Raw genomic sequence first — 23,565 nt, forward strand, 5'->3', positions numbered from 1 at the left:
CAAATCAGTTATAATGGTCATGGATAATTAAGAATGTTGAAAATTAGACAAGACTTTTTTATTGACTATAATAGGATTAAGGGACATTTTTACTATGGAATCATCATTGCATCGTGATTCTTTCCTCCGGTTTTCTATTGTTTCACAACTATAGATAGATAAATTAGATAAAAAGGAGAGGTTATTATGACAGCAACACGCGGGTTAGAAGGGGTAGTGGCCACAACATCTTCGATCAGCTCCATCATTGACGACACACTTACATATGTCGGCTACAATATCGATGATTTAACAGAAAACGCGAGCTTCGAGGAAATCATTTACTTATTGTGGCATTTGGAATTACCAACGGAAGAACAGCTTCAAGAACTGAAGCAGGAATTGGCCGACAATATGGACTTGCCACAGGAAGTTATTGACAGCTTTAAAACATATCCGCTCGACAGAGTGCATCCAATGGCCGTACTTCGCACCGCTGTATCGACTTTGGGCATTTTTGATGAGGAAGCGGACACTGTCACCAAAGAATCAAATTATAAAAAGGCCATTCGCATACAGGCTAAAATGCCGGCCATTGTAGCTGCTTTTGCCCGGATCCGAAAAGGATTAGAGCCTGTAGCACCGCGAAAAGACCTGGGGTTTGCCGCCAACTTTATGTACATGCTCAAAGGTGAAGAACCTGCAGATATTGAAGTTGAGGCAATGGATAAGGCGCTCATACTTCATGCAGACCATGAATTAAATGCATCCACTTTTACCGCCCGTGTTTGTGTGGCCACTCTCTCGGACATTTACTCGGGATTGACCGCAGCAATCGGTGCCCTGAAAGGACCATTGCACGGGGGAGCAAATGAACAAGTTATGAAAATGCTTACAGAGATTGGTTCCGTTGATAAAGCAGAAGGATATGTACGTGAAAAATTAAAAAACAAAGAAAAAATCATGGGCTTTGGCCACAGAGTTTACCGTAAAGGCGACCCTCGTGCAAAGCACTTAAAAGAGATGTCCAAAAAACTGACAGAACTGACCGGAGAACCGGAATGGTATAATATTTCCGTTAAGGTGGAAGAAGTATTTACTTCTGAAAAGCCATTGCCGCCTAACGTAGACTTCTATTCTGCATCTGTTTATCACAGCCTTGGCATCGATCATGATTTGTTCACACCTATCTTTGCAGTAAGCCGTACATCCGGCTGGCTCGCTCATATTTTGGAACAATATGACAATAACAGGCTCATTCGCCCGCGTGCCGAATATACAGGACCAGGCATGCGCTCCTATGTTCCGCTAGATGAGCGTAAATAGTCTGCTTAGATTTTTACAAGATCTTTTGATATGATAGAACGGGGAAAAGGTTAGAAGCATCACCATCGCTTTCTAACCTTTGATATTGAACTTGGAGGGATAAAATTGACACAAGGTGAAAAAATCACAGTAACCAATGGGGTATTAAATACGCCGGACAACCCAGTTATTCCTTTTATCGAAGGAGATGGAACCGGTCCTGATATTTGGGCGGCTGCTCAACGTGTTCTGGATGCCGCTGTAGAAAAAGCTTATGCCGGGAAACGTAAAATTGAATGGAAAGAAGTATACGCAGGGGAAAAAGCTTTTAACAAATTCGGCGAATGGCTTCCTGAGGAAACATTGGAAACGATCCGCGAATATCTAATCGCTATTAAAGGTCCGCTCACTACGCCAATCGGAGGCGGCTTTCGCTCTTTGAATGTTGCGCTTCGCCAAGAACTGGATCTGTTTGTATGTCTTCGTCCGGTAAGATACTTTGAAGGAGTACCTTCTCCGGTAAAACGTCCCGAAGATACAGATATGGTTATTTTCCGTGAAAATACGGAAGACATTTATGCCGGAATCGAATACCAAGCCGGTACAGAAGAAGTTAAAAAAGTGGTAGATTTCCTGCAAAATGAGATGGGCGTCAATAAAATCCGTTTCCCTGAAACATCAGGCATCGGAATCAAGCCTGTTTCCCAGGAAGGGACAGAAAGACTTGTCCGGGCGGCGATCAACTATGCCCTTAAAGAAGGACGCAAATCTGTCACTCTCGTACATAAAGGAAACATCATGAAATTTACAGAAGGGGCCTTCAAAAACTGGGGCTACGAACTGGCTGAAAAAGAATTCGGCGATAAAGTATTTACATGGGATCAATATGACAAAATAAAAGAAGAGCAAGGAGCGGACGCTGCGAATAAAGCACAGGCTGATGCGGAAGCGGCTGGAAAAATTATCGTTAAAGACGCGATTGCCGATATCTTCTTGCAGCAAATCCTTACCCGTCCAAGAGAATTTGACGTGGTTGCCACGATGAACTTGAACGGTGACTATATCTCTGATGCTCTCGCTGCTCAAGTAGGCGGAATCGGAATTGCTCCTGGAGCCAACATCAACTATGAAACAGGCCATGCCATTTTTGAAGCCACTCATGGCACAGCACCAAAATATGCGGGCCTTGATAAAGTGAATCCATCTTCCGTCATTTTGTCCGGAGTGCTGATGCTTGAGCACCTCGGCTGGGGAGAAGCAGCCCAATTGATTACCAAATCAATGGAAAAAACAATCGAATCCAAAGTCGTTACATACGACTTCGCCCGTCTCATGGATGGAGCGACAGAAGTAAAAACCTCCGAGTTTGGAAATGCATTGATTGAAAACATGGATTAATCTTTCCTGATTCGAATGCAAAAATATTAGGGCTATTGGGGCTATAGAGCTACACACTTTTAGGCTGTTCAAAGAACGGCCTAAAAGTGTGGAAAATTAAAGAAAGAAGGGAACTTCCATGTCAATGAAACGGAAAAAAATCTCGGTAATCGGTGGAGGATTTACGGGAGCTACCACTGCATTTTTAACGGCGCAGAAAGAACTTGGAGATGTTGTACTCGTCGACATTCCACAAATGGAAAACCCGACGAAAGGAAAAGCGCTGGATATGTTGGAAGCGGGTCCTGTACAAGGTTTTGATGCCAACATCACCGGGACTGCCAACTATGAAGACACGAAAGATTCCGATGTTGTCGTCATTACGGCTGGAGTCGCCCGCAAGCCAGGCATGAGCCGCGACGATCTTGTCCAAACAAACCAAAAGATCATGAGAAGCGTTACTCGGGAAATTGTTAAGTATTCACCAAACTGTATCATCATCGTTCTAACGAATCCGGTAGACGCCATGACGTACACAGTTTACAAAGAATCCGGTTTCCCGAAAGAGCGAGTCATTGGACAATCAGGTGTCCTTGATACCGCGCGTTTCCGTACATTTGTTTCCCAAGAACTAAATATATCCGTAAAAGATATTACCGGCTTTGTTCTCGGTGGACACGGCGATGACATGGTGCCGCTCGTCCGATATTCCTATGCCGGCGGTATTCCGCTTGAAAAGCTGATCCCGAAAGATCGGCTCGATGCCATTGTCGAACGCACAAGAAAAGGCGGCGGTGAAATTGTAAACTTGCTGGGTAACGGAAGTGCCTACTATGCCCCGGCTGCCTCTCTCGTTGAAATGATTGAAGCCATTATCAAAGATCAACGCAGAGTTCTGCCAGCGATCGCGTATCTTGAGGGGGAGTTTGGGTTTGAAGGCATATATCTCGGCGTTCCTACGATTCTCGGCAAAAATGGCATTGAGCAAGTGATTGAACTTGATCTGACTGAGGAAGAAAAAGCTGCATTAAACAAATCTGCCAATTCCGTTCGCGAAGTTATGAACGTTCTTGAGTAGAATGCTCAACTAAAAAGCCCTGTTACCCTCGAATGAACCTTTTCATTCGGGGGATTATTTTTTAGTCTTTGTTTTTTAAAAAAGACATGATATGATGTTCAAAAGAGAGTTGTAAGCGCTTATAAACACGGAGGTGTTCTTATTGTTACTTGGGAAAAAAAGAAAGCTCGGGAGACAGATTGGAGAATTAACAGAAGGTGAAAAATTAAAACTGACTGAAAAAATCGAAGATAAGGATCTACTGTTGTTTCTAGGTCTAACGAATGATGCCAATCCTCTCTATATCCAGCAAGACTATGCTTCCCAAACGCCATATAAGAAACCCATCGTTCCTTCCGTTATGCTGACGGGGATTATTACCTCTGCTATTACGAAATTTTTACCCGGTCCGGGATCCCATGTTCTTAAGCAAGAAATTGAATTTGTCAAACCAGTTTATCATTATGCAACGGTTGAATTTTTATTTGAAGTCGCACATGTTGACCGCGAGGCCCATACAGTGACAGTAAAAGTCAAAGGAACGGACGAAAATGAACAAACCGTTATTAAGGCTGCGATTCTTGTAGCCCCGCCCCATGGAAATGAAAGCTGATGAATTCATATGGAAACAGGCAAATGATACCTATTCAGACAGGCCCAACGGTCTGTTTTATTTTTTGTGAACAAAAATAGGTCAAAATGCTTTCCGAAAAGGGTATATCCAGTTTCGGCGTATGGATGGGTCGTCCAAGTGCGTCCCGATCGGTAAGAATATCGCCGTGTGGACAGGATGTCCAAGTGCGTGCGAATCGACAAGGACATCGCCATATGGATGGGGTCCAAGTGTGTGCGAATCGTTAAGGCCATCGCCGTAAGAGCAGAGCGTCCAAGTTCGTGGCGAAATCGTTAAGGCCATCGCCGTAAGAGTAGGGGCCTCCAGTGAGTGCGAGTGTAAAGACCATCGGCGATTGAGCCTTCTCGCCGGATAGGTGTTCAATAGGTCTCATAGGCGGAGAACAAGAGGGTTCGTAACATCCAATCTAAGAAAAAGGACACGCTTTCCAAAACATAGCGGTTTAGGCGCCAGAGACGAATGGCCCAAGCTTTAATCAACAAGGTTTTATTGACGGCACTGTTTTTATTTGAGGAAACGATGCAAATTTCCAAGATCCGTTTTTCTACAGGAATTGTACATGAGCCAGCAAATTGGCAGTTTTCTAGGATATGTCATTTTGGTTCTCTGCCAGTCCTTGTTTTAACTTGTGCTTTCCTCATTTTGAAGGTCAATCAATTCACCGAAACTTTTTTCCCATACTTCCGTAATACAATATAAGAGAATATAAGAAAGGAACGTGGAGGTATGAGTTTAAAGAGGATATATTCTGTCATCGGCATGGCTGTAGCAGGGATCGTTCTGACTGTCTCCTTGTTTACATCTTGGTACACGTTAGGAGAGTCGGACCAGGCTGTTATACTGACATTTAGAAAAGCAGAAGATACGGTCACAGAGCCTGGACTCCATTTTAAGCTGCCTTGGCCGATACAGAACGTAGAAAAGCTGGCCCGCGAAACGATGAGCCTTGAGTTTGGTTATAAAGAAGAGAACGGCAAAAAGGAAAAGTTCTCGGATGAAACAAAAATGATTACAGGTGATGAAAACATCGTCTATGCCGATCTTGTTGTACAATGGAAAATTACGGATCCGAAAAAATACTTATTCCATTCCGAAAACCCGAAAGAAGTTTTATACGATGCGACATCCGCTTCTTTAAGGAGCACTATCGGCAGTTCAAAAATAGACGATGCTCTAACTTCCGGAAAAGCGGAAATTGAAGGAAGCGTCCGGGAATTACTAACCTCCCTGATGGATAAATATGATATTGGGATTTCCATTTTGGCGGTCAAATTAAAAGATGTGGAATTGCCCAATAAAGAAGTACGCAGTGCTTTTACAGCCGTGACCGATGCCCGGGAAACGATGAATACGAAAATGAATGAAGCAAAAAAATATGAAAATCAGCGATTGAATGAGGCGGAAGGTGAAAGAGCAGCCATTATGCATAAGGCTGAAGGGGAGAAAGCGGCCCGTTTGGAAACAGCCCGCGGGGATGTAGCTGTTTTTAATAAATTATATGAACAATATAAATCCAGCCCGGAAGTAACGAGGGAGCGGCTTACAATTGAAACACTCGAGCAGGTGTTGCCCGGTGCCGAAATATATATTATGAACGACGATGGCAGTACAATGAAATATTTCCCGATTCGGCCATTGGAAAAAGAACAACAGCCGAAAAAATCCGATGAATCGAAGGGAGATGAATAATATTGGACAAAAAAGTGGTCGATTTTAATGAGCGCAAGCCTGTGGATATTCAATGGCGCAAATATACGAAAATAGGTATCTTTATTCTTATCATTATTTTATTGCTTGTACTACTTCTTTCAAGCTTGTTTATCGTCAGAGAAGGCGAATATAAAGTTGTCCGACAGTTTGGTGAGGTAGTAAGAATCAAGACAGAGCCGGGGCTTTCCATGAAAGTGCCATTTATCCAAAGTGTCTCCACTTTGCCGAAATACCAAATGACATATGATGTTTCCAGTGCAGAAATTAATACGAAAGATAAAAAACGGATGATCATTGACAACTATGCCCTCTGGAAAATCGTTTCTCCTAAAAAAATGATTACAAACGCGAGAACGGTAGAGAACGCGGAATCAAGAATGGAAGAGTTTATTTACTCTGTCATCCGAACCGAATTGGGCCAACTGAATTATGATGAAATCATAAATGACGAGAAATCGTCACGGGGTAGTCTGAATGACCGAGTAACAGAAAAGGTAAATGAACTTCTCGCCAATGATGAATATGGAGTCGTTGTAACAGACGTCCGCATGAAGCGTACGGACTTGCCAAATGAAAACGAGAATTCCGTCTATACGAGAATGATTTCCGAGCGAGAGTCCACAGCCCAGGAATATTTATCAAAGGGTGACGCGGAAAAGAACCGAATTACCGCGGAAACGGATCGGAAAGTTCGTGAAATGCTCTCCAAAGCCCAGGCAGACGCGGAAGTAATCCGCTCCGAAGGGGAAGGAGAAGCTGCTAAAATGTATAATGAGGCTTTTTCAAAGGACCGGGAGTTTTATCAACTATACCGTACTCTTGAATCTTACAAGAAAACGATCGGAGAAGATACTGTGATCGTTCTTCCGGCTGATTCCCCATATGCACGCCTGTTGATGGGCTACACACAATAAAATAGCACGGTCTTTATCTTCTGGTGAAGCAGAATCCGACCGTCACGTTGGAAAGTTCAGACAAGCGACGTCCTCAAAAAAACTTACGACGCTGTTGTGATGCGGTTCCGCTTGCGCTCGCACATCCTGTATGTTGCGCCAGCCCCATGAAAAAGAAGGATATTTCTTCTTGTGATGTGTCGCCGCTCTTTTCTTGTCCTGTCGGCCTGAACGAACCGATTTTACTGGCGGATAGCCTTTTTCGACTTACTTTAGGGTTAAGAGTATTGCTGCGAGATAAAGCGGGATAAAGGTGGCCGTCGGACTTTTGGACCGGCGGCTTTTCTTCATAAAAGAAACTTTCTTTTACAGCCACATTCATTTAGTATTTCTCCTCTCTTTATCATCTTCCGAAACGAATTTTTCACTTTCACCATTCCACGTGCTAGAATAAATATATTGATATGTTGGACGAGCTGGAACATTGGGAGGGTTTGTTTTGAAGAAAAAATTAATGCTGATCGACGGAAATAGTGTCGCCTATCGCGCTTTTTTTGCGTTGCCGCTGTTGAACAATAACAAAGGCGTATATACGAATGCGGTATACGGTTTTACCACCATGCTGATGAAAGTCCTTGAAGAGGAACAACCAACACACATCCTCGTCGCATTTGACGCGGGAAAGACGACTTTTCGGCACAAAACATTTCAAGAGTACAAGGGAGGACGGCAAAAAACGCCACCCGAATTGTCCGAGCAGTTGCCGTTTTTACGTGAACTGTTGAATGCTTATGGTATTAAACAGTACGAATTGGAAAATTATGAAGCGGACGATATTATCGGTACGCTGGCTGTCGAAGCGGAGAAAGATGGATATGAGGTTAAGGTTATTTCGGGTGACAAAGATTTGACGCAACTCAGCACGGATCATGTCACAGTCGGGATTACGCGAAAAGGTATGACGGATATAGAGAACTACACACCCGAGCACGTGATGGAAAAGTACGGGCTCACTCCTGGACAAATCATTGATATGAAAGGATTAATGGGAGACCAATCTGATAATATCCCTGGTGTTCCTGGAGTTGGAGAAAAGACGGCCATAAAACTGTTAAAAGAATTCGGGACATTGGAAGCCTTGCTCGACTCGATAGACCAGGTGAGCGGCCCCAAACTGAAGGAGCGTTTAACGGAGCATAAAGATTTGGCCATACTGAGTAAAAAGCTTGCTACGATTGAAACCGCGGCTCCAGTAGATATTTCAATGGATGAGATAGAATACAAAGGTTACGATCCAGCCGACTTGAAAGCAGTGTTTCAAGAACTGGAATTTAATTCTCTGTTGGACAAAATAGAAGGTGGAGATTCGCCTGAAGAAAGTACAGAATTAAAACAAGTCGAATTTACAACTGTGGAAACGATCAATGAGGATCTTTTCTCAAATCAAATGGCTTTTTACCTGGAAGTACTCGAAGAAAATTATTATACAGGTGAAATTGTCGGGTTCGGGCTGGCGGATGAAAACGGACCGGTGTTTTTACCGGCAGATATCGCCTTGCAATCAGCGTCCTTTAAAAAATGGGCTGAAGATGATACACAGAAAAAGTTGGTTTATGATGCAAAGCGCTCCATTGTAGCGTTAAAAAGGCGCGGCATTGAATTAAAAGGCATCGAATTTGATCTGCTGCTGGCGTCTTATTTGCTGAACCCTTCCGAATCAACAACTGATTTTGCGGGAGTAGCCAAACGCCACGGCTTCACGGATGTGGAAACAGATGAAGTTGTTTACGGCAAAGGGGTCAAGAGAAAAGTAGCAGAAAAAGAAGCGCTCGGCGAACATTTGGCAAGAAAAGCGCTTGGGATTCATGCTTTATACAAAACATGTCTCGATGAATTAAAAGAAAACGAACAGTTAAAATTGTTTTACGAGCTGGAGCTTCCGCTGTCACTTGTCTTGGCGAAAATGGAATACACAGGTGTAAAAGTGGATGTCGGACGGCTGAAAAAAATGCGTGGCGAAATGGCGGAGCGGCTTACTGATATAGAAGCCAAAATTCATCATTTGGCCGGACAGGAATTTAACATTAATTCACCGAAGCAGCTCGGGGTCATCCTCTTTGAAAAGCTTGGACTTCCAGTCATTAAAAAAACAAAAACAGGCTATTCCACAGCTGCGGATGTTTTGGAGAAGCTGGCACCTTCACATGAAATCATCCAGGAAATTTTAAACTACCGCCAGCTTGGAAAGCTGCAATCAACTTATATTGAAGGTTTGCTTAAAGTGGTACAAAAAGACACCGACAAAGTACACACCCGATTTAACCAAGCTTTAACACAAACAGGAAGACTCAGCTCTACAGATCCCAATTTGCAAAACATTCCGATCCGGCTTGAGGAAGGGCGGAAAATTCGCCAGGCATTCATCCCGTCCCAGAAAGACTGGGTGATTTTTGCAGCGGATTATTCGCAAATTGAATTGCGTGTCCTCGCCCATATTGCGGAGGATGAAAATTTAATCGAGGCCTTTCGCCAAGATATGGACATTCATACAAAAACTGCGATGGATGTGTTCCATGTCAGCAAAGAGGAAGTCACCCCTAATATGAGGCGGCAGGCAAAAGCAGTAAACTTTGGAATCATATACGGAATCAGCGATTACGGTTTATCGCAAAACTTGGGAATTACAAGAAAAGAGGCCGGAAAATTTATTGAGCGCTATTTGCAAAGTTTTCCGGGTGTGAAAAATTATATGGAAGACATCGTGTTGGAAGCAAAGCAAAAGGGCTATGTATCCACTCTTTTGCACCGGAGAAGATATATACCTGAAATTATGAGCAGAAATTTTAATGTGAGAAGTTTTGGCGAACGAACCGCCATGAACACCCCCATTCAAGGGAGTGCGGCCGATATCATTAAGAAAGCGATGGTCGAGATGGCGGAAAAACTGGAAGAAACCGGGCTTCAAGCGCGCCTCCTGCTCCAAGTGCATGATGAGTTAATCTTTGAAGTGCCTAAAGATGAGATAGAAAAATTAAAGGTACTTGTACCAAGCGTCATGGAAAACGCGCTGGAGCTGAAAGTTCCGCTGAAAGTGGACTATGCGTACGGACCGACATGGTACGATGCTAAATAAGGTGAAACAGCAATCAGCTGGGAGGCCCACCCCAGGATGTGGGGGAATACAGGCCAGGCAGTACCACACGGTACGGCGCCAGCCGCATTTTCCCATTGATAGAAATAAAATCGAAAGCCGCTATTGGCAAGTGTAAGCAGCGACGTCCGCTTTACTTGTACGCTACATCCTGGACCTGTACGTCGCAAGGCCTTTGTCGACTTCTTGAATAATTGGACACTTTTACTGGGTGAGATGTGTCACTGTCGAAGTTTTTTCCTGTCCTGTCGACTTTTACTGGCGATAGCTCCTCCCATTTCCAATCTTGCTTTACCGGGAATTCTTGAAGTGAGGGGGCTTGTTGCCAGTTAATGCTGGATAAGGCGAAACTTCAATCAACGTGTGTTTTATTTGTGAAACCACTCGAGCTATGCTGGGAGATGCTCCTCACTTTACCAATTGAAGTGGAAGTCGTACTGCCAGTTAATGCTGGATAAGGAGAAACTTCAATCAACGTGTGTTTTATTTGTGAAGCACTCGAGCCATGCTGGGAGATGCTCTTCACTTTACCAATTGAAGCGGAGGTCGTACTGCCAGTTAATGCGGGAAAAAAACAGAACCAGAAAGACAACGGGGGGAAGGATCGATGCCGGAATTGCCTGAAGTGGAAAATGTGTGCCGCTCTTTATTAAAGCTGGTAAAGGGGAAAACAGTGGAAGATATACACATTGGGTGGCCCAAAATCATTCATTATCCACTGGAAATCGAGCAATTTCAAGACGCGTTGCGCGGGCAGACGTTTCGTGGACTTAATAGAAAAGGAAAGTTCCTTGTATTTGAATTGGATGACTATTCGCTTGTCTCCCATTTACGTATGGAGGGGCATTACAGCGTTCATAAAAAGGGTGATCCATCCGATAAGCATACACACGTTGTGTTTTGTCTGACGGATGGAGAGGAATTGCGTTACCGTGATGTCCGCAAGTTCGGGACAATGCATTTGTTTAAAAAAGGGACGGAGCAAGGCCAGCTTCCGCTCTCCAAGTTGGGGCCAGAGCCTTTTTCCGCTGATTTTTCCGCCGAATATTTAATGGATCGTCTCAAAAAAACCGACCGGATCATCAAGGCGGTACTACTCGATCAAGCGATCGTCGCCGGCCTCGGGAACATATATGCGGATGAAGTCCTGTTCAGAGCCGGCATTCACCCGTGCCGGAGGGCAAAAACGATAACGGAAGAAGAAGCGCGGGTGCTGACAAGCCAAATGATTGAAACGCTGAACGAAGCCATAGAAGCCGGAGGGAGTTCTGTCAATACGTACATGAATTCTCTAGGCTTGGCCGGCTCATTTCAAAATAGCCTTCACGTTTATGGAAGAAATGGCCAAGAATGTGTAAGCTGCGGTACACTGCTTGAAAAGATCAAAGCTGCGGGAAGAGGAACCCATTTTTGTCCATCATGCCAAATAATTGAATAAATGCCTTGAGGTGTGTTACGCCCAAATGTGATTAACCATCAGCCAGCTCATTTCATATACTGATTTACCGACATTGAAGGGAAAGGAGCTGGCCGATGAGCTACATCTCTCTTTTATTGCTGGCGGTTGCAATCAGTTTGGATGGATTGGGCACCGGATTCGCATATGGCCTTAGGAAAATGAGAATACCATTTAAATCCATTATGATAATCGCATTTTGTACCGCCCTTTCGCTTGGCATCGCCATGTTGTTTGGGCAGTTCATTCAAAGTTTTTTATCGCCGCTTGCTGCCAGCCGGATTGGCGGCATGATATTGATTATCATCGGCAGTTGGATCATATTTCAATTTTTTAGATCAGAAATAGAACATTCGGGGTCGCATGAGAAATTTGAATTTAACTGGGAAATTAAATCGCTCGGCATTGTCATTCACATTTTGAAAAAGCCGACACGAGCAGATTTTGACAGTTCGGGCACGATCACCGGACTGGAAGCGATCATGCTTGGTGCCGCCCTTTCTCTTGATGCTTTTGGGGTGGGGATCGGTGCGGCCATGCTTGGTTTTAGTCCTTTGCTTTTATCCGGGGCTGCTGCCTTGTCAGGTGTTCTTTTTTTAAGTGCCGGGCTTGCGCTTGGCAAGTTATTCTCTCATATGAAAGCAATGCAAAAAATCACTTTTTTTCCGGGGTTATTACTCATACTAATTGGCATTTTAAAAATGTAGTGGAAAGAGGCTAGTTTCATGGCATTGATCATAGGTTTAACCGGAGGAATCGCAAGCGGCAAAAGCACTGTTTCCCAAATGCTTGAACAACGCGGATTTACAATAGTTGATGCAGACCTCGCGGCAAGAAAGGTTGTTGAACCCGGAGCATCCGCATATAAGCAGGTGGTAAGTCAATTTGGCGAGGGCATTATACAAAATGACGGGACACTCAATAGGGAAAAGCTTGGAACTATTGTATTCAATGATGAGGAAAAAAGAAAGAAGCTGAATGCCATCGTACATCCCGCTGTTCGGGAAAAAATGAAAGAGTGGCAGGAAGCGGCCATTCAAAACGGAAAAAAAACAATCATTTTGGATATTCCGTTATTGTTTGAAAGTAATCTCCTTCATATGGTCGATAAAACGATTGTCGTTTACGTTGACGAAGAAACACAACTCCAAAGACTTATGGAAAGAAATTCGTTCAGGGAAGATGAAGCCCGGGCACGGATCGCATCGCAACTGCCATTAAGACAGAAAAAGGAAATGGCCGATGCTGTGATTGATAATAATGGTTCGCTCAGTGAAACAGAAAGACAAGTCGAAGACCTCATTAAAAAATGGAAAATGGTACCTTAAACAGGAGTGGATGGGCGCTCTTGTTTTTGGTTAAGATAACAGACACATTTTATTGTTCCTTTTTATGATAATTATGTTATACTAATTACGATAATATGAAATTACAGTATAACACTATATAGGGGGCTCCCGGTAATGATGAAGGCTAATGTTGCGATTAATGGATTTGGCCGTATTGGCCGCATGGTATTTAGAAAAGCGATCATGGAGGACCGTTTTAATATCGTGGCGATCAATGCCAGTTATCCGCCTGAAACGCTTGCCCATCTTATTAAATACGATACAACTCACGGAAAATTCGAGGCTGATGTGCAACCGAAAGAACAAGCCCTTGTAGTTAACGGCAAGGAAATTACATTGTTAAATAACCGCAATCCTCGTGAACTTCCGTGGGATGAATTGAATATAGACATTGTCATTGAAGCGACGGGAAAATTTAACGCTCGTGACAAGGCTGCAATGCATCTTGAGGCCGGTGCCAAAAAAGTCATCTTGACCGCGCCAGGGAAAAATGAAGATGTTACAATTGTGATGGGAGTAAACGAAAACGACTTAAACATTGATAAGCATGACATTATTTCAAATGCTTCCTGTACGACTAACTGTCTTGCGCCTGTTGCAAAAGTACTGGACGATTCATTCGGAATCGAGAATGGTTTAATGACAACTGTTCATGCTTATACAAATGACCAAAAGAACCTTGATAACCCGCATAAAGACTTGCGCCGTGCCCGAGCATGCGCTCAATCCATCATTCCCACAACAACCGGGGCTGCAAAAGCTTTGTCGCTTGTCCTCCCTCAATTAAAAGGGAAGTTACACGGAATGGCACTTCGCGTACCAACACCAAACGTATCGCTTGTAGATCTAGTTGTGGATGTAAAACGCGAAGTAACCGTACAAGAGATCAACAATGCGTTTAAAAAAGCGGCCAATGGTTCTTTAAACGGTATATTGGAATTTACAACAGAACCACTCGTCTCGATTGATTTTAATACAAACCCGCACTCTGCGATTATTGATGGACTTTCCACAATTGTCATGGAAGGAAAAAAAGTCAAAGTATTGGCTTGGTATGATAATGAGTGGGGATACTCTTGTCGTGTAGTGGATCTCGTTACTTATGTAGCATCCTTACTAAACAAAAAAGAAGTAAAAGCTGGTTAATTTAGGGTTTTCTAAAAAGCCCTTAAAATCAATCAGGCGGAAAAATCTGTTTGATCTGCACCGACCTGTTGAAATGAGAAACATAAAACACCTTCGGACGTGTATGTTAAAATAACATGCGCCATTCCGAAGGTGCTTTTAGTAAATACGGCATGAAATTCTTTCAAGGTCAACCTTGCCATCAAGTGTGAAAAATCGCAAAAGCGGTTACCAAACCCGACTAATCGTCCTTATCCAAGAGAGAAAATCGTAAAAGAGTTCATCCATCTATTGTTCATCGTCCCGTCCAAGGCAGGAAATCACAAAAGCGGTCACAACCCCCTGCGAACAGCACCTCAAGAAAAATCGCAAAAGCGGTTACCAAACCCCTGCGAACCGCACCTAAGAAAAAAATCGCAAAAGCGTCCCAAACCCGGCTAGTCGTAGCCGTCCAAGGGAAGAAAGCCCAAACCCGGCCATCCATCTGTTTTATCGTGTCCGTCCAACGAAGGAACTCGATAAGCTTCCACCAATATAAAGCCTGTTCGAAAAAGCTTCATCAATGTAAATAGCTTTCCGATAATAACGGGCAACATTGGCCAGCTCTTCATTACCGATTTTCCTTCTCGTCTTATACCTCAATAGCAGGATGCTATATGAACCGTCATTAGCTGGATGGCCCAAATGCTTCAAATGGATAAATGCGGAATTTTACTTCGCCAATCACAGCATCATAAGAAATGAGCCCGAATGTACGGCTATCCTTGCTGTTTAAGCGGTTATCGCCCATCACGAACAACATTTGTTCCGGAACCTTGGCTTTTCCAGTTTTCTCCTGTAAAGAAAAGTCCTCGGTCAGTTTGTGAAATGGATTGTTTTCTTTATTTTCCGTTAAATACGGCTCCTTGAATCGCTTTCCATTGATATAAAGAGTGTCATTTTTCATTTCAATGCTGTCTCCCGGAAGTCCAATGACACGTTTAATATAGTGCTCATTTTCGTTGTCCGGCGCATCAAAAACAACCACATCAAACCGTTGAATTTTGGAGGTTTTGCTAATGATTACCTTGTCGTGATCCTCAAAGGAAGGCGACATGGATTCTCCAAATACAGTGATGGGCGAGAAGAGAAATTGTCTGCAAACAAGTGTGATAATAACTGCAAATGCGAGTGATTTCATCCAGGAAACTATTTCTTCCTTAGTGCTTTCTTTCAAAGGACTCCCCCTCCAAATTTCCTATTTATATATATTTACTGTACCATATCAATCCGTATAAACAAGATATTTTATGTATCATTTTTCCTTTTATGCTGTTTTACCGAAAAGCTTTTCAAGGCAATCCCCTGCCTCCCGTTTTTCTCCTTTTTCTTTCCTCTTCAATTGCTGTATAATGGGAGAAGCACACTGGAACGGAGCTGAGAAGATGAAATGTCCTTCATGCAAGCATAATGGTACACGTGTCGTAGACTCGAGACCGGCGGACGAATGGAGGTCCATCAGAAGAAGAAGGGAATGTGAACGCTGTTCCCACCGCTTCACCACCTTTGAAAGAGTCGAAGAAATGCCTCTAATCGTCATTAAAAAAGAAGGGATACGTGAAGAATTCAGCCGTGAAAAAATTTTACGCGGTTTGATTAGGGCTTGTGAAAAACGCCCTGTCACCCTTGATCAGCTTGAAAAAATTACAAATGACATTGAAAGCGAACTGCGCCGTCTGGGCCAGCCTGAAGTGAAATCCGAAATAATCGGAGAAATGGTTATGGACAAGTTGGCAAAAGTGGATGAAGTGGCATACGTCCGCTTCGCTTCCGTATATAGACAGTTTAAAGATATTAATGTATTTCTTGACGAGTTAAAAGAATTGATTAAAAAAGATTAGTGAAAGTGTGTTTGGCGTGAAGCAATATTGGAATGAAGTTCAGCCTGTCGATAGTCTTTTTGTTACAATGAACGGTGTACTCCATGAATATGATAAGAAAGTGATTTCACTTTTATACCAGCCTCTTATCGGAGTAGTCAGTACAAATTTATACAATACACTTACATATGCCGTGGAAAAAAACAGCCTATCTTCAAATGAATGGAACCATTATCAACTGATGAATTTAATGGAACTCAACTTGGAAGAAATTTACGAAGCAAGATTAAAACTGGAAGGGATCGGACTTTTAAAAACTTACAGAAAAAGCACCGATGAAAAAAGAGCCTATATTTATGAACTTCAGCCCCCGTTATCTGCCGAACAGTTTTTTACAGATGGTATGTTAAATATCTATCTTTATCAAAAAATAGGCCACACTCACTTTATGAAACTGAAAGGCCAATTTTTGGAAAAAAATATAAAGTCTGCTGAATACAAAGAAATTACCCGCACATTCCAAGATGTGTTTACTTCAATGAGCGTTGAAGCATTGCATTCAGGAAAAGGTGAAAAGGCGAGCGAACCTGAAGAGAACACTTCCTTTGTTCAGCGAAAAACGGCGGAGCCGATTCAAATTTCTGGAAATCATTTTGACTTTGATTTGTTATTATCAGGTTTAACAACTTCTATGGTTCCCAGAAAACTGTTGACGCCGACTGTAAAAGATACGATCAAAAAGCTGGCGTTCCTTTACTCGATCAACGAGGTGGAAATGCAAAAAATCATTCTTTCCAGCATGACAGCAGATGAAACGATTGATCTCGATGAACTGAGAAAATGGGCACGTGACTGGTATCAAATGGAAAATGAAGATATGCTTCCGCAATTGGTCAACCGGCTTCAGCCGCCGAATCTGCGCGAAAGCGAAGGGCCAGGAGATACCAAAGAGAGTAAGTTGATTTACTATTTGGAAACGACATCACCCCGTCAGTTATTAATTGATCTATCGGGGGGCGCACTGCCGGCAATGTCTGATTTGACTGCTGTAGAAGATGTGATGCTTGGCCAGAAGCTTGACCCCGGAGTCATAAATGTGCTGATCCACTATGTCATGTTAAAAACAGATATGAAGCTGTCCAAAAATTATATGGAAAAAATCGCTTCCCATTGGGCCCGAAAAAAAATAAAAACAGTCAAAGCGGCGATGGAATTGGCGAAAAGCGAACATCGCCAATATCAATCATGGGCAAGCAGCAAAAAAGACGGGAAGGAAGCACGGAAAAAACCAATTCGAACGGAAATGCTTCCTGACTGGTTTCTGGATGAAGATCAAGAACAAGTCCCAACAAGCCAGTCACAGACTGCAAAGGGTTCCGATAAACTGGATGAACGTCGCCGCAGATTGAAAGCCATTCAACAAAAATATCAAAAACAGGGAGGTGAAAAAGGTGGAACGAATCAATGATACATTAAGCAGGCTTTCCGGGGGAGAGGCTTTTAAAAGAAGGTTTGAAGATTTGAAGCAGGAAGTGCTACATCATCCCGATGTCCAAGCGTTTATCAGAGAAAACGCCGGACTCGTCACGAGAACCATGGTCGAAACCAACTTAATCAAGCTTTACGAATACATATCCCAAACAAAAAATTGCGCGGATTGTCCGGATCTTGCCAACTGTATGAATATGATGGAGGGATATGAACCTTCTCTCGTCATAAATGGCCAAACGATCGAGGTTCATTACAGGCCATGTGCCAAAAAGCTCATTGATGACGAGCGAAGAAAAACAGAAAAATTGATTAAGAGCTTTTATGTTCCGAAGGATATATTACAAGCATCCTTTGCCGATTTTTCTCTGGACAGCCCCGGCAGGATTGATGCTTTCGAATATGCGGAAAAATTTGCCGCCGAATTCGACCCGCAAAAGAAAATGAAAGGTTTGTTTTTATATGGAGGTTTCGGTGTCGGTAAATCTTATTTGTTGGGGGCAATTGCCAATCAATTGGCGGAAAAAGGGGTGTCCTCTTTTATCGTTTACGTCCCGGAGTTTTTCCGGGAAATGAAACAATCACTTGGCGATCAAACATTGAGTGAGAAGCTGGAGCTTGCCAAAAACGCGCACATCCTGATGCTTGATGACATTGGCGCGGAATCGATGTCAAGCTGGACGAGGGACGAAATTCTCGGCTCTATTTTGCAATACCGCATGCACGAACATCTTCCAACCTTTTTTACTTCTAATTTTGATTTTCAAAGTCTTGAACACCACTTAACTTATACCCAACGTGGTGAAGAAGAGAAGATGAAAGCCAAACGGATTATGGAGCGCATAAAATATCTTGCCAAGCCGATCAAACTTGATGGACCGAACCGAAGACATAAATAAGCCTGCATTTACCGGCCTGTCAAAAATAAAAAGCCCGCCTCCACCGTACTGTCAAAAAACAGCCTGTATCCTGACTATGCTTTGTGAAGGATGCAGGCTGTTTTCATGCTGCCCGCAGTGTAAAGTTAGGCCGCAGGATACATCTCCTGCTTCGTTTTGAATTGAAAACTCCAGGTATTTTCCATGTGCCAGATCTTTACGGTTCCAAATGGCGATCTTTAAACGTGGTTGCAAGTCAAGTCAAAAAACGAACTGCGCCATGTTTAAGCTTATTTCCAATGATTCCTTCTGGAGGAAAATCAAGCCCGACAAAAGCCCAGACAAACAAAACGGCAAGCCAAAGCCATGTTACAGATCGTGTTATTCCAATGAAATGAATAGTTGCTACTTGGCGAAAACGATGAAAAGCTGGCGACTTTTCCCACAAAAATCTCGCAATCCCGTTCCGCAGCTTTTTAACGGCGCCATTCCCAGTTAAATCCATCGCTTTTTTCATTCATTGGCATAGCGTGGACGTGCCCTCCATATACATATATCAGTGCAGTAAAGTTTTTGAATGAGGAGGGGGCCGTCTTGGAACTCATTTTTTTAACTGAAGAGGATGCTTGTCAGTTACAATCTTTCTTTACCAAAACGGGCGTACATTTATCCTATACAAAACAACAAAACCGTTATGTATTCTTTTTTCCGCGAGACGAAAACACGGATCGTTATGCAGAAGCTTTAACGGACTTTATTATAAATGTAAAAAGAGCCGAATTTTTGGATAAGATGTTGTCCACTCACTTTTTTTATGAGAATGAAGAGGAGCGCATACAAATTATCGACATTGTTACAGCGATGTGTTTGGGGAAACGAAAAGAACTGACGGCATTTACAGGCAAGATGAATGAGCATTCCATTGTTAAACAAGCTGTAATCGCCGTTTTTGAAACAAGTGATGCCGTTTTGTTTGATTCTTTGTTAACGTTTCGGCTGCAAGATTATTATGATGCGCTGAAGAAATATTTGTGTGTTGCCATTGATGAATATAAAATGGAGCAGGATTATCAAATGTTTGTTAGCATGCTCAGAGACTATTTACACAAGCAAGAGCCGAAAAAAAAGCTCGTTCACTTGTCACTAACGGACCCTGTATGTTTTTACGATGAAAACTCCAAAGTCATGACAAGGGATGAAGTCATGAAACTGGTGGATCGCCGCCTATTGTTCAATCATCCTGTTTATATTGACTCAGCCGTGATCGCTCCGCTTCTTTCCATCGCGCCTAATGAAATTTTACTTTACACCGATTCTGAGGAAAAAGCGATTATCCGTACATTGTTAAACATTTTTGAAGAAAGATTGAAAATTCTTCCTCTTGCCGATTTCCGTAAATGATCAGTCAACCCCTTGCATTTCCTCAAACAACGATCTATAATAACCTACATAATCATATCATGAAAAGGTTATGACAAGGACATGAGTGTTCACTTACGGTTTACAGAGAGGGAAGATGAAGCTGGGAGCTTCCCAACACGATTTGAATGCTTACCCCCTTGGAACTCCATTCTCGAATTTACAGTAGTGAATGGCGGAGACTTCCGTTACATCTTCTGAAAGTCATTGGCTGTTTGCCAATGAGAATTAGGGTGGAACCACGTGAACAAACTCGTCCCTTTCTGGGGGGCGGGTTTTTTTTATTTTGGAAAAGGAGAGGATAGCATTGACTGAACAACTACAAATTACTTTTCCGGACGGAGCGGTGAAAGAATTCCCAAAAGGAACGACAACTGAAGAGATAGCAGGGTCAATCAGCACGGGTTTACGGAAAAGTGCGATAGCCGGTAAACTGAATGGCCGTTTGCTCGACCTGCGGACACCGATCCAGGAAAATGGAAGCATTGAAATTGTCACGGCGGGCAGTGAAGAAGCACTGGAAATATTGCGCCATAGTACAGCACACTTAATGGCCCAGGCGGTTTCGCGGTTATATCCGGGCGTCAAACTCGGTGTCGGTCCTGTTATTGAAGGCGGGTTTTACTATGACATGGATTTGGATCATTCCTTGACACCTGAAGATTTGCCAAAAATTGAAAAAGAAATGAAAAAAATCATCAGTGAAAATTTGGAAATCGTACGGAAAGAAGTGGAGCGAGATGAAGCGAAAAAGCTTTTTTCCCATGATCCGTACAAGCTGGAATTGATTGACGCCATTCCGGAAGAGGAAAAAGTCACGATCTATGAGCAGGGTGAATTTTATGACTTGTGCAGGGGCGTACATGTTCCTTCTACAGGGAAAATAAAACAATTCAAGCTGTTAAGCATTGCAGGCGCATACTGGCGCGGTGACAGTAATAATAAAATGCTTCAACGCATTTATGGAACGGCGTTCTTTAAAATGAGCGAGCTTGAGGCCCATCTCAAAATGCTGGAAGAAGCAAAGGAGAGGGATCACCGCAAGATTGGAAAAGAGCTCAGCTTATTCACAAACTCGCAAAAAGTGGGACAAGGGTTGCCGCTTTGGTTGCCAAAAGGAGCAACGATCCGCAGAATTATCGAACGCTATATTGTGGATAAAGAAGTGGAGCTTGGCTATGACCATGTCTATACACCTGTTTTGGGCAGTGTCGATTTATATAAGACAAGCGGCCATTGGGATCATTATCAAGAGAACATGTTCCCGATCATGGACATGGACAATGAACAGCTTGTCTTGCGGCCCATGAATTGCCCGCATCACATGATGATCTATAAAAATGAAATCCACAGTTATCGCGAATTGCCGATTCGAATAGCGGAACTCGGCACGATGCATCGCTATGAAATGTCAGGCGCGCTTTCCGGCCTGCAGCGGGTTCGCGGCATGACATTAAATGATGCCCATATCTTTGTCCGGCCCGATCAAATCAAAGAAGAATTTATCCGGGTTGTTCAATTGATCGAAGAAGTATATCGGGACTTCGATTTAAAGGATTATTCATTCCGCCTTTCGTATCGTGATCCGGAAGATACGGAGAAGTACTATGATGATGACGAAATGTGGGAAAAAGCGCAGGCGATGCTGAAAGAAGCGATGGACGACTTGAACCTCGATTATTATGAAGCGGAAGGAGAAGCGGCATTTTACGGACCGAAACTGGACGTCCAAGTGAAGACGGCTCTCGGAAAGGAAGAAACGTTATCCACTGTACAATTGGACTTCTTGCTTCCTGAAAAGCTGGACTTGACCTATATCGGAGAAGACGGGAAGCAGCATCGTCCAGTTGTGATTCACCGCGGCGTCGTATCAACGATGGAACGATTTGTCGCATTTTTAATTGAGGAATATAAAGGTGCATTCCCAACTTGGCTTGCGCCTGTACAGGTCGAGGTGATTCCTGTTTCGCCGGATGTCCACTTCGACTATGCCAAACAGGTCACCGATACATTGAAAGCGAACGGCTTCCGTGTTGAAATGGATAAGCGCGACGAGAAAATTGGCTATAAAATCCGGGAAGCACAAATGCAAAAAATCCCTTATATGATCGTTGTGGGCGATCAGGAAGTAAGCTCTGAAACAGTCAACATCAGAAAATACGGCGAGAAAAAAACAGAAACGCTTCCGCTCCGGCAATTTATCGAAGAACTGAAAGAAGTTGTAGAAAAATATCAGTAACCGCCGCTTGAATCAGCTACTAGCAATTACCCGGGAAATCATGGTAGTACAGAAATCGGACGATTGCAAGACAACCAATCATATCGCTGGCAGGTTTTAAGTGGCGGGAATAGCCTTTCCTTTACAGCTCCATTAGAAAAAAGGACGTTCGCCGCCTGTATGATAAGCGAAAATCACCGGGAGTGGGTTTGATCATTGTATGAGGATCATTCCTCCACATTCAGGAGAGCGGTTGTGGAGGTTTTGTCCGAGAGAAAAAATAAGGGCTGTTTCGCCAAATCAGATTTCACTGATTGCGGAACAGCCCTCTTAAAATGGCCGTGGACCGGCAAGCTCGTGCCCGTCAACGGCGAATTTGCCAACACGGTCACCAGCCGGCCGAGATCGAGTTCCGAGTTGGAAGTGTCCAATAGTCGTTTTTTCGGCTTTTGAACGATTTCAGTCAACAGTATTGCACATGACCAAGGGATCCATTTTACAGCTTTTGTCGATTTTTTGAGTCGTTGGTTTGGCTCGGTATTCGGGAATGTCAGAGCCTACTCCAGTTTAGCAGAGGTTTTTGCGTCTCCAACCTTATTTTCGATCTTCAAACTCTTTCTTCGTTCCGTTTTTTAATACATAATCGAGTTCAAACTTCGTATAATTGTCATCGATTTGAAATGTATCGAAAATTTGTTGCATCGCTTCCTCTTTCGTTGTGTTTTCATCCAGGTGGATGTCTTGCATTAATGTATAAAGCGTTTGAAAAGCCTCTTTTCCCTTTAATTTTTTATCATGGACGGAATCTTCCAATTCCGCACGATAGCTCGCACCGTTGTCATTTACTTCATATTCGAAGTCATATTGCATATCAGGCGCATAATCTATTTCCAGGCTGAACTTGGTAAAAGGGATTTCTTCCATCATTTTTTGTTCATCCATTGCTCTCACATTTCCGTCATCCGAATTATTGCCGCTTTCGTCTTCCCTTACAACGTCATCATTCGTATTAGCGGATTTATCGTTCGCAGACTGTGTTAATTGCTCCTTCGGATGGTTGTCAATGGAAGGATCATCAGAGCAGGCGGCCATTCCAAAAACGGATAAAGATGTTAAAAATACGTAAAACCACTTTTTCATATTGGCGATCTCCTCCAAAACGCATTTGTTATAAAAAGTTTTTCCCATTTCTTTGGAAATAAACATGATTGCGATAGAAACCTTGTAAGGAGATCAATTTTATCATTGTCATTTGCTATTTCAGGGCGTCATTGGGCTTATTCCTTTATCAAGGATTGGCCACGTTTTTTAATTGAAAAGGGCAGATACCCCATAAAGAATACCACCGAGATAAAAGGCAAGCCAGACGATTGGTCATCGTATAAAAAGGTAGCTCACTATAACCTATGATAGCAATGCCAATCATTTGACAGAAGATAAACATCGAAAACAATAAGCATGTTGGTGAAAAAATCCGGTCATTAATTCAGACGGTCAACCCCGCCAGCAAAAAATAACAGCCCATATAAAAGAGATCAATATGAAAAAAAGGCATCTTTTGATCATCCATACGCCTTCTTCGAAATACTGCTGTATGAAAAAAACAGCCAACAACCTGTAAAGATGAAAGGTAAAAATCGTATTCATGAATAAGGCGCATCGTGCAA

At 43.0% G+C, this 23,565-nt stretch carries 22 protein-coding genes and 1 other annotated feature; of the genes, 16 read left to right on the top strand and 6 right to left on the bottom strand.

Features of this window, described 5'->3' with window-relative positions; genetic code table 11:
• Positions 1 to 186: 186 nt before the first annotated feature.
• The 6 genes from citZ to MHB50_RS04690 all read left to right on the top strand — a co-directional run bounded on the left by citZ (position 187) and on the right by MHB50_RS04690 (position 6,976).
• Positions 187 to 1,305, top strand: coding sequence for a citrate synthase (gene citZ, locus MHB50_RS04665; RefSeq protein WP_077110094.1), 1,119 nt, complete (start codon positions 187 to 189; stop codon positions 1,303 to 1,305).
• Between the two features lie 105 nt (positions 1,306 to 1,410).
• On the top strand, positions 1,411 to 2,682 hold the full coding sequence (gene icd, locus MHB50_RS04670; protein ID WP_077110095.1) for an NADP-dependent isocitrate dehydrogenase: 1,272 nt from the start codon (positions 1,411 to 1,413) through the stop codon (positions 2,680 to 2,682).
• A gap of 118 nt (positions 2,683 to 2,800) precedes the next feature.
• Entirely contained in the window at positions 2,801 to 3,739 is a 939-nt protein-coding gene (mdh, locus tag MHB50_RS04675) for a malate dehydrogenase (protein ID WP_077110096.1), read from the top strand.
• 142 nt (positions 3,740 to 3,881) lie between these two features.
• A complete protein-coding gene (locus MHB50_RS04680; protein ID WP_205179019.1) occupies positions 3,882 to 4,331 on the top strand; it encodes a MaoC/PaaZ C-terminal domain-containing protein in 450 nt (149 codons plus the stop codon).
• Between the two features lie 747 nt (positions 4,332 to 5,078).
• A complete protein-coding gene (gene hflK, locus MHB50_RS04685) occupies positions 5,079 to 6,041 on the top strand; it encodes an FtsH protease activity modulator HflK (RefSeq protein ID WP_340084921.1) in 963 nt (320 codons plus the stop codon).
• Positions 6,041 to 6,976 (top strand): protease modulator HflC, encoded by a 936-nt coding sequence (locus MHB50_RS04690; protein ID WP_077110100.1) that lies wholly within the window; start codon positions 6,041 to 6,043, stop codon positions 6,974 to 6,976. The genes hflK and MHB50_RS04690 overlap by 1 nt, the downstream gene beginning before the upstream one ends.
• Before the next feature lie 73 nt (positions 6,977 to 7,049).
• On the opposite strand, the gene MHB50_RS04695 is transcribed toward MHB50_RS04690, so the two are convergent.
• Entirely contained in the window at positions 7,050 to 7,337 is a 288-nt protein-coding gene (locus MHB50_RS04695; RefSeq protein ID WP_077110101.1) for a hypothetical protein, read from the bottom strand.
• A gap of 117 nt (positions 7,338 to 7,454) precedes the next feature.
• Between MHB50_RS04695 and polA the strand changes: the two genes are divergently transcribed.
• The 5 genes from polA to MHB50_RS04720 all read left to right on the top strand — a co-directional run bounded on the left by polA (position 7,455) and on the right by MHB50_RS04720 (position 14,057).
• Positions 7,455 to 10,088, top strand: a complete 2,634-nt coding sequence (gene polA, locus MHB50_RS04700) for a DNA polymerase I (RefSeq protein WP_171973817.1) — start codon at positions 7,455 to 7,457, stop codon at positions 10,086 to 10,088.
• 625 nt (positions 10,089 to 10,713) lie between these two features.
• On the top strand, positions 10,714 to 11,544 hold the full coding sequence (mutM, locus tag MHB50_RS04705; protein ID WP_077110102.1) for a DNA-formamidopyrimidine glycosylase: 831 nt from the start codon (positions 10,714 to 10,716) through the stop codon (positions 11,542 to 11,544).
• A 95-nt stretch (positions 11,545 to 11,639) separates the two neighbouring features.
• Positions 11,640 to 12,269, top strand: a complete 630-nt coding sequence (gene ytaF / locus MHB50_RS04710) for a sporulation membrane protein YtaF (RefSeq protein WP_077110103.1) — start codon at positions 11,640 to 11,642, stop codon at positions 12,267 to 12,269.
• Positions 12,270 to 12,287: 18 nt separating this feature from the next.
• On the top strand, positions 12,288 to 12,890 hold the full coding sequence (coaE, locus tag MHB50_RS04715; RefSeq protein WP_077110104.1) for a dephospho-CoA kinase: 603 nt from the start codon (positions 12,288 to 12,290) through the stop codon (positions 12,888 to 12,890).
• Positions 12,891 to 13,028: 138 nt separating this feature from the next.
• The gene (locus MHB50_RS04720) at positions 13,029 to 14,057 is read left to right on the top strand and encodes a glyceraldehyde-3-phosphate dehydrogenase (protein ID WP_077110226.1); all 1,029 of its coding nucleotides are present in this window, start codon (positions 13,029 to 13,031) and stop codon (positions 14,055 to 14,057) included.
• A 416-nt stretch (positions 14,058 to 14,473) separates the two neighbouring features.
• Here MHB50_RS04720 and MHB50_RS04725 read toward each other — a convergent pair whose 3' ends face one another.
• Positions 14,474 to 14,647 (bottom strand): hypothetical protein, encoded by a 174-nt coding sequence (locus MHB50_RS04725; RefSeq protein ID WP_340084922.1) that lies wholly within the window; start codon positions 14,645 to 14,647, stop codon positions 14,474 to 14,476.
• Positions 14,648 to 14,703: 56 nt separating this feature from the next.
• The gene (lepB, locus tag MHB50_RS04730) at positions 14,704 to 15,252 is read right to left on the bottom strand and encodes a signal peptidase I (protein ID WP_340084923.1); all 549 of its coding nucleotides are present in this window, start codon (positions 15,250 to 15,252) and stop codon (positions 14,704 to 14,706) included.
• A gap of 208 nt (positions 15,253 to 15,460) precedes the next feature.
• Here lepB and nrdR point away from each other — a divergent pair, with 208 nt between their 5' ends.
• From nrdR to dnaI, 3 genes are read left to right on the top strand one after another with little or no spacing between them, the layout of a single operon-like run.
• A complete protein-coding gene (nrdR, locus tag MHB50_RS04735; protein ID WP_077110107.1) occupies positions 15,461 to 15,916 on the top strand; it encodes a transcriptional regulator NrdR in 456 nt (151 codons plus the stop codon).
• A gap of 16 nt (positions 15,917 to 15,932) precedes the next feature.
• Positions 15,933 to 17,363 carry a replication initiation and membrane attachment family protein gene (locus tag MHB50_RS04740; protein ID WP_339162238.1) on the top strand — a complete coding sequence of 477 codons (1,431 nt, stop codon included), beginning with the start codon at positions 15,933 to 15,935 and terminating at the stop codon, positions 17,361 to 17,363.
• The gene (gene dnaI / locus MHB50_RS04745; protein WP_340084924.1) at positions 17,347 to 18,282 is read left to right on the top strand and encodes a primosomal protein DnaI; all 936 of its coding nucleotides are present in this window, start codon (positions 17,347 to 17,349) and stop codon (positions 18,280 to 18,282) included. Before MHB50_RS04740 ends, dnaI begins: the two co-directional genes overlap by 17 nt.
• 235 nt (positions 18,283 to 18,517) lie before the next feature.
• Here the strand turns inward: dnaI and MHB50_RS04750 are convergent, their stop codons facing one another.
• Entirely contained in the window at positions 18,518 to 18,766 is a 249-nt protein-coding gene (locus tag MHB50_RS04750) for a hypothetical protein (protein ID WP_340084925.1), read from the bottom strand.
• Between the two features lie 89 nt (positions 18,767 to 18,855).
• On the opposite strand from MHB50_RS04750, the gene MHB50_RS04755 reads away from it, so the two are divergent.
• Both MHB50_RS04755 and thrS read left to right on the top strand, forming a co-directional pair.
• The gene (locus MHB50_RS04755) at positions 18,856 to 19,662 is read left to right on the top strand and encodes a putative sporulation protein YtxC (RefSeq protein ID WP_077110111.1); all 807 of its coding nucleotides are present in this window, start codon (positions 18,856 to 18,858) and stop codon (positions 19,660 to 19,662) included.
• Between the two features lie 61 nt (positions 19,663 to 19,723).
• Positions 19,724 to 19,944: a binding site (T-box leader), on the top strand.
• 43 nt (positions 19,945 to 19,987) lie between these two features.
• Positions 19,988 to 21,919 (top strand): threonine--tRNA ligase, encoded by a 1,932-nt coding sequence (gene thrS, locus MHB50_RS04760; protein WP_077110112.1) that lies wholly within the window; start codon positions 19,988 to 19,990, stop codon positions 21,917 to 21,919.
• 206 nt (positions 21,920 to 22,125) lie between these two features.
• Here the strand turns inward: thrS and MHB50_RS04765 are convergent, their stop codons facing one another.
• Both MHB50_RS04765 and MHB50_RS04770 read right to left on the bottom strand, forming a co-directional pair.
• Positions 22,126 to 22,365 (bottom strand): hypothetical protein, encoded by a 240-nt coding sequence (locus tag MHB50_RS04765; RefSeq protein WP_139345564.1) that lies wholly within the window; start codon positions 22,363 to 22,365, stop codon positions 22,126 to 22,128.
• Positions 22,366 to 22,492: 127 nt separating this feature from the next.
• Positions 22,493 to 23,038, bottom strand: coding sequence for a YusW family protein (locus MHB50_RS04770; RefSeq protein ID WP_171973818.1), 546 nt, complete (start codon positions 23,036 to 23,038; stop codon positions 22,493 to 22,495).
• Between the last annotated feature and the right edge of the window lie 527 nt (positions 23,039 to 23,565).

It is taken from the genome of Siminovitchia sp. FSL H7-0308, from assembly GCF_037980985.1.
Lineage (GTDB): Bacteria > Bacillota > Bacilli > Bacillales > Bacillaceae_C > Siminovitchia > Siminovitchia thermophila.

What these genes read in the sequence shown, in the direction of transcription:
- MHB50_RS04750 (WP_340084925.1), bottom strand. Translation starts at nt 18,766, where the DNA reads ATGGATTTAACTGGGAATGGCGCCGTTAAAAAGCTGCGGAACGGGATT.
- mutM (WP_077110102.1), top strand. Translation starts at nt 10,714, where the DNA reads ATGCCGGAATTGCCTGAAGTGGAAAATGTGTGCCGCTCTTTATTAAAG.
- MHB50_RS04695 (WP_077110101.1), bottom strand. Translation starts at nt 7,337, where the DNA reads ATGAATGTGGCTGTAAAAGAAAGTTTCTTTTATGAAGAAAAGCCGCCG.
- MHB50_RS04720 (WP_077110226.1), top strand. Translation starts at nt 13,029, where the DNA reads ATGAAGGCTAATGTTGCGATTAATGGATTTGGCCGTATTGGCCGCATG.
- hflK (WP_340084921.1), top strand. Translation starts at nt 5,079, where the DNA reads ATGAGTTTAAAGAGGATATATTCTGTCATCGGCATGGCTGTAGCAGGG.
- mdh (WP_077110096.1), top strand. Translation starts at nt 2,801, where the DNA reads ATGTCAATGAAACGGAAAAAAATCTCGGTAATCGGTGGAGGATTTACG.
- ytaF (WP_077110103.1), top strand. Translation starts at nt 11,640, where the DNA reads ATGAGCTACATCTCTCTTTTATTGCTGGCGGTTGCAATCAGTTTGGAT.
- MHB50_RS04725 (WP_340084922.1), bottom strand. Translation starts at nt 14,647, where the DNA reads ATGAAGAGCTGGCCAATGTTGCCCGTTATTATCGGAAAGCTATTTACA.
- nrdR (WP_077110107.1), top strand. Translation starts at nt 15,461, where the DNA reads ATGAAATGTCCTTCATGCAAGCATAATGGTACACGTGTCGTAGACTCG.
- MHB50_RS04770 (WP_171973818.1), bottom strand. Translation starts at nt 23,038, where the DNA reads ATGAAAAAGTGGTTTTACGTATTTTTAACATCTTTATCCGTTTTTGGA.
- citZ (WP_077110094.1), top strand. Translation starts at nt 187, where the DNA reads ATGACAGCAACACGCGGGTTAGAAGGGGTAGTGGCCACAACATCTTCG.
- coaE (WP_077110104.1), top strand. Translation starts at nt 12,288, where the DNA reads ATGGCATTGATCATAGGTTTAACCGGAGGAATCGCAAGCGGCAAAAGC.